This is a genomic window from Mesorhizobium sp., assembly GCF_017306585.1.
Taxonomy (GTDB): Bacteria; Pseudomonadota; Alphaproteobacteria; order Rhizobiales; family Rhizobiaceae; genus Mesorhizobium.
The window spans coordinates 1-5607 of record NZ_JAFKIC010000084.1; the positions used below are offsets into that span (position 1 = coordinate 1).

Sequence of the window (5607 nt, forward strand, 5' to 3'; positions counted from 1 at the left end):
GGAATGCGGTCGCCAAGCTGCCGCGCCAAGAGATGCGACCAGGCGCCCGCCGCGACGACGAGATGCCTGGCGCGCCGCGTGGCGCCATCGGCCAAAGTCAGCGTCGCGCCCTCCCGGTCGGCCGCGACGCGGTCGACCCGCGCCTTTTCAAAGCGCGCGCCCTTGGCCTGCGCATAAGCCCACACCGCCTTGCCGAGCAGTTTCGGGTCGGCGACCGTCTTCCAACCCGGCACGAATGTGCCCTTGATGAAGCGCGGCGACAGCCCTTGCTGGAGAGCCGCCATTTCATCGCCCTCGACATGGCGGAACCCGATGCCGAACCGCTCGCGCGCCGCCCAGCCCGGCAGGGATGCTCGAAACTCCGCCTCGCTCTCGTAGAGTTCGAGCGAGCCGTCCTCACGCAGCATCGGCCGCGTGCCGGAGCGGTCGAGCAGGCCGATCCACTCCGCCTCAGCGAGCTTCATCATGCCGGCCTGTGTGGCGAGGCTCGCCTCATACTTCGAAGGTGCGCCGGCACGCCAGAAGCGGATCAGCCAGGGCAGGAGCTTCGGCAGATAAGCGGGCGGGATGCTGAGCGGCCCGAGCGGGTCGGCGAGCCATTTCGGCAATTGCCGCATCATCCCTTTGTGCGCCAGCGGCAGCACATCGGAGAAGGCGAAGGCGGCGGCATTGCCCGAACTCGTCTCTTCGCAGATGCCGGTGCGGTCATAAACGGTGACATCCAGACCTGCTTCGGCAAGAAAGGCCGCCGCGCAGATACCGATGATACCGCCGCCTATGATGGCGATAGACTCTTTCATCGATGCAACCGCGATGCGTGAGAGAACATGGCGAACCGCCGGCTCCGCCCCTCATCCGCCTGCCGGCACCTTCTCCCCGCATAGGGACGGGGAGAAGGGGAGGCTCCAGCGCTGACGCCCCCCTCTCCCCGTTTTTCACGGGGAGAGGGTAAGGGTGAGGGGCGGCGCTGATCTGACAAGATATGCCTCGGTTACGTATCTCGCTGAAGTTTTGCGTAAGGTTAGAACTGCGGCAGCGCCGGCCGCACGGCCAGTGCGTCCTTGACGATCTTCTCGACCGCCTTGCGGCGGTCACCCGACAGCGGCTGGCGCGGCGTGCGCACGCGGTCGTTGGTCTGGATGGCGAACACTTCTGCAAGCTTGATGTTCTGCACCAGATAGGTCGAGACATCGAGGTCGAGCAGCGGCCGGAACCAGCGGTAGATGGCGAGCGCTTCCTCGCGGCGGCCCTGCTTCATCAGCTGGTAGATGGCGACCGTCTCGCGCGGGAAGGCGGTGACCAGGCCCGCTACCCAGCCGATGGCACCGACCGACAGCGCCTCGAAGGCGAGGTTGTCGACGCCGGTGAAGAGGTCATAGCGCGTGCCGAGCCGGTTGATGATCTCGGTCGAGCGCCTGATGTCGTCGGAGGATTCCTTGATGGCGACGAAGCGCTTGTCCGAGGCAAGCTCCTCCATCTGGTCGACGGTGACATCGACGCGGTAAGCGAGCCGGTTGGAGTAGATCATCACCGGCAGGTCGCCGGCCTCGGCGACCGCGCGAAGCGCCGCAACGGTCTCTTCCGGATTGGTGTGGTAGATCGGGCTCGGCACCACCATCAAGCCGTTGGCGCCTTCCTTCGCGGCGCGCCTGGCGATGGCAGCCGCCTCGCGGGTGCCGGCCTCGTTGACGGTCAGCAGGACCGGCTTCTTGCCGGCGACCTTCTGCGCGGTCTTCAGCACTTCGATCTTCTCGTCATGCGACAGCATCGGACCTTCGCCGAGCGATCCGCAGACGATGATGCCGTCGCAACCGGCCTCCATCTGCAGATTGAAGCAGCGCTCCATCTCGGCATGGTCGAGGCGGTCGTCGGTGGTGAACTTGGTCGTGACGGCGGGGAAAACTCCGGTCCACATGGCTATCTCTCCATCTGATATATCAGCCGTATATCTGTTAAGAAAGCCGCTGTCAATGCGGAATCTGTTATGATATATTCTAGATATATCAGGAGACCGCCTTTGATATCCATGGAAGCGACCACGACGTCCGAGCCGGCGGCGACCAGGGCCTATCATGTGCTAGAGCACATGATCGTCACGCTGGAGCTGGCGCCGGCGAGCTTTGTCACCGAAGGGGCTCTCATCGAAAAGCTGGCGCTCGGCCGCACGCCGGTGCGCGAGGCGATCCAGCGCCTGGCCTGGGAAGGGTTGCTCGACGTGCGGCCCCGCGCCGGCATCGCCATCGCGCCGCTGCACCCCGGCGACTGGCTGCGCGTGCTCGACGCCAGACGCGGCGTCGAGGTGGTGCTGGCCCGCTCGGCCGCACGCTTCGTCACGCGCGAGGCCGCCGACCTGTTTCACGAGGCGGCGCTCGCCATGCAGAAGGCAGTCATATCGGGCAACGTGCTTGCCTTCATCCAGGCCGACAAGGCGCTCGACGAAGCGCTGGCGCTCGCCGCCGACAACCCCTTTGCCGCGCGCCTGGCCGCGCCCTTGCAGACCCACAGCCGCCGCTTCTGGTTCCGCTACAAGGCCGATACGGGCCTGGCCGAGTCGGCCGAACATCATGTCGCGCTGATCCGCTCGATCCTCGACGGCGACGAGGAAGGCGCCGCCAAGGACGCCAAGAAACTGATGGCGCTGCTGCGCGGCCATGCCGAGGTGGCGGCGACGCGCTGAGCGGGGGTTGGCTATATTGGGAGCGGGAAACCCTCTTTACGTGCTGTACAATTCTTAATATACCCAAGGTTGTGGGCAGGAGGGGGATTGGAATGGAGCCGCCAGGCGACCTCATGGAAAGAGCGCGGGCGGGTGACGCCGAAGCTCAGTGCGACCTCGGCAGGTTCTATTTTGAACAGGCTGATGACGCCGACGCCGCGATCCACTGGTTCTCCGCCGCGGCAAAGCAGGGACTGCCTCGCGCCAATCATAATCTCGGCGTCATGGCTGCTAATGTCGACAGGCTCGAAATCGCGAAGGCCTGCTTTGCCAAAGCGGCCCTGGCCGGCTGGGCCAACTCCAATCAGGCGCTCGGCGTGATTTTTCGGCAGGAGGGCGATCTCGACAGAGCTGCCGTCTGCTTCGCCAAGGCCATCGAGGGTGGCAATGCACAGGCGCTAGCGGATCTTGCCAGCATTGTGATGGACGGAACCACGGACGATCGCTACAGCGAGGCGCTCCGGCTTGCACGAGCAGCTGCGCAGAAAGGCGTCGCCGGTGCCTACACCACGCTTTTCTTGATCTACAATGAAGGGCTTGGCGTGCCGCAGGACCAGCTTGCCGCAGTCGGCTTTGCCAGACAGGGCGCCGAGTTGGGCGATGCGTCCTCGCAAGCGATCTACGGCGTGTTCCTGCATGCCGGGAAGTTCGTTACACGCGATCTGGACGAGGCTGCCTTTATGCTTTCGATGGCGGCGCAACAGGGCAACTATGCCGCTCAAGCCTACTACAGACGGGCTTTGGACTCACTGAACGACGAACAGCTGGCAAGACTTGACGAACGGCTCAAGGGTGCCGGGTATCGGCATATGGCGCCGCTGGGCGGTAACCGCTTCTGGCGCGTATGGATAAAACGCCCGCTCAGCAAATTCTATTTCCATTTCCTGATACGCACGGGACAAAGCGGCAAACTGGACAAGCTCATTGCCGAAGGCCTACGGCAGAAATGAGCCGGCGTCTCGACAGGCGACAAAGACGCGGCTTCCGCCGCGCCTCGGTCATTCGGCGATGGTCGGTCGTCAGTTCATCGTCGGGATGACGAATTCCGCGCCATCCTTGATGCCTGCCCGCGCGCCCCGCAGCCGAAGGCGAGGACGCGCAAGTACCAAAAATCGTCCGGCTAGTTCATCGTCGGGATGACGAACTCCGCGCCGTCCTTGATGCCGGACGGCCAGCGCGACGTGACCGTCTTGGTCTTGGTGTAGAAGCGGAACGCATCCGGGCCGTGCTGGTTGAGGTCGCCGAACGAAGACGCCTTCCAGCCGCCGAACGTGTAGTAGGCGATCGGAACCGGGATCGGCACGTTGACGCCGACCATGCCGACCTGGACACGGCTTGCAAAGTCACGCGCGGCGTCGCCGTCGCGGGTGAAGATGGCGACGCCATTGCCCATTTCATGGTCGTTGGCGAGCTTGATGGCGCTCTCATAGGTCGGTGCCCGCACCACCGAGAGAACCGGCCCGAAGATCTCTTCCTTGTAGATGCGCATGTCTGCCGTCACATTGTCGAACAGGCAGCCGCCCATATAGTAGCCGTCCTCGTAGCCCTGCATCTTGAAACCGCGGCCGTCGACGACCAGCTTGGCGCCTTCCTTGACGCCGGTGTCGACATAACCCTTCACGCGTTCCAGGGCCTGCGCCGTCACCAGCGGGCCGAAATCTGCGGCCGAGTCAGTCGACGGGCCGACCTTGAGGCTCTCGACGCGCGGCACCAGCTTTTCCATCAGCCGATTTGCCGTGTCGTTGCCGACCGGGACAGCCACCGAGATCGCCATGCAGCGCTCGCCGGCCGAGCCATAGCCGGCGCCGATCAGCGCGTCGACCGTCTGGTCCATGTCGGCATCGGGCATGATGATCATGTGGTTCTTGGCGCCACCGAAGCACTGCACGCGCTTGCCGGCGGCGGTGCCACGCGAATAGATGTAATGCGCGATCGGCGTCGAGCCGACAAAGCCGACGGCCTTGATATCGGGATCGTCGAGGATGGCGTCGACCACTTCCTTGTCGCCGTTGACGACATTAAGGATGCCAGCAGGCAGGCCGGCCTCGATGAACAGTTCGGCGATACGGATCGGCACGCCCGGATCACGCTCCGACGGCTTCAGGATGAAGGCATTGCCGCAAGCGATCGCGGGAGCGATCTTCCACAGCGGGATCATGGCCGGGAAATTGAACGGGGTGATGCCGGCGACGACGCCGAGCGGCTGGCGCATCGAATAGACGTCGATGCCGGGGCCAGCGCCGTCGGTGAACTCGCCCTTCATCATGTGCGGGGCGCCGATGCAGACTTCGACCACTTCCAGGCCGCGCTGGATGTCGCCCTTGGCGTCGGCGATGGTCTTGCCGTGCTCGCGCGCCAGGATATCGGCCAGTTCGTCATAGTCGCGGGCGACCAGTTCCAGGAACTTCATCAGCACGCGCACGCGGCGCTGCGGGTTGGTGGCGGCCCACTTGGGCTGCGCTGCCTTGGCATTCTCGACCGCCGCGCGCAGTTCCGCCTGCGAGGCGAGCGCCACCGTGCCGCGCACCGAGCCGTCCATCGGCTGCATGACATCCTGCTTGCGGCCGCTGGTCCCGGCGACACGCTTGCCGCCGATGAAATGACCGTATTCGATCATGATTTCTCTCCCTGGTTTGGTGATGATGCCATTCTCCGCCTTTGAGGCCCGGATGGCAACGCGAGGGAGGTCGCAACCGTTGTGCGAAAATTAGACAACAATGGTTGGATGTGCATTAATTGTCGCAATACCCACCGCGAGGATTTCTCAGGTTGAGTTTTGTCACGCCCCCCTCTGTCCTGCCGGACATCTCCCCCACAAGGGGGGAGATTGGATGTCGCTTCGGGTTTCGCCAATCGCCGACGTTGCAAGAGACGGCGCCGGCGGCAAAGCT

Annotated in this window: 5 protein-coding genes; 2 read left to right on the forward strand and 3 right to left on the reverse strand. The window is 64.1% G+C overall.

Annotated features, from left to right (window positions below):
* On the reverse strand, positions 1–800 hold an 800-nt coding region (locus tag J0I79_RS02985; protein WP_292855240.1), incomplete at its 3' end, for an FAD-dependent oxidoreductase.
* A gap of 221 nt (positions 801–1021) precedes the next feature.
* A complete protein-coding gene (locus tag J0I79_RS02990) occupies positions 1022–1915 on the reverse strand; it encodes a dihydrodipicolinate synthase family protein (RefSeq protein WP_292855241.1) in 894 nt (297 codons plus the stop codon).
* Positions 1916–2026: 111 nt separating this feature from the next.
* Here J0I79_RS02990 and J0I79_RS02995 point away from each other — a divergent pair, with 111 nt between their 5' ends.
* Both J0I79_RS02995 and J0I79_RS03000 read left to right on the forward strand, forming a co-directional pair.
* Entirely contained in the window at positions 2027–2677 is a 651-nt protein-coding gene (locus tag J0I79_RS02995; protein WP_292855244.1) for a GntR family transcriptional regulator, read from the forward strand.
* Positions 2678–2790: 113 nt separating this feature from the next.
* On the forward strand, positions 2791–3666 hold the full coding sequence (locus J0I79_RS03000) for a hypothetical protein (RefSeq protein WP_292855242.1): 876 nt from the start codon (positions 2791–2793) through the stop codon (positions 3664–3666).
* 170 nt (positions 3667–3836) lie between these two features.
* On the opposite strand, the gene J0I79_RS03005 is transcribed toward J0I79_RS03000, so the two are convergent.
* Entirely contained in the window at positions 3837–5333 is a 1497-nt protein-coding gene (locus tag J0I79_RS03005; protein WP_292855243.1) for a CoA-acylating methylmalonate-semialdehyde dehydrogenase, read from the reverse strand.
* Positions 5334–5607: the final 274 nt, after the last annotated feature.